At 29.8% G+C, this 423-nt stretch carries 1 pseudogene; it reads left to right on the top strand.

Going from position 1 to position 423, the window contains the following annotated elements:
- Positions 1-423 (top strand): annotated as a pseudogene (locus tag ASV53_RS25760) (hypothetical protein); the annotation flags it as partial.

Below are 423 nucleotides of genomic sequence, written 5' to 3' on the forward strand. Positions count from 1 at the left end.
TTGAATTAAATGATGCAAAAAATGAATTGGAATATCTAAAAAGTACAAAGCTAACTTCTGATGAAACAGTCAATAGTATTGATTTGTTAATAAGACAGAAAAAAAACAAACTTGATTCAGTTATCATTGAACTTAACGAAACAAAATCTTGGCTACTTGGTGTAAGTAAGGTTAGAGAGCAAATTGAAGCAGAAATTGAAACGTTATCACTGAATGAAGACTCAAGAAAACTATTTTCATCATTTAATGAAATATGCCCAAGTACATGTTGCTCATTGTTTAAAGTAAGTTCAGAGTCGTTTGGGAAAAATCTCTTATATTTAAAAGATCAAATTAAGGACTTAGCAAGAACTGAGCAGGTACAACAATTAGCAGTTGAGAGGTTTGATCTAAGAAAGAAAGATTTTGAAGATGATTTAAGTG

This window comes from Photobacterium sanguinicancri, assembly GCF_002265265.1.
Classification (GTDB): Bacteria; Pseudomonadota; Gammaproteobacteria; order Enterobacterales; family Vibrionaceae; genus Photobacterium; species Photobacterium sanguinicancri.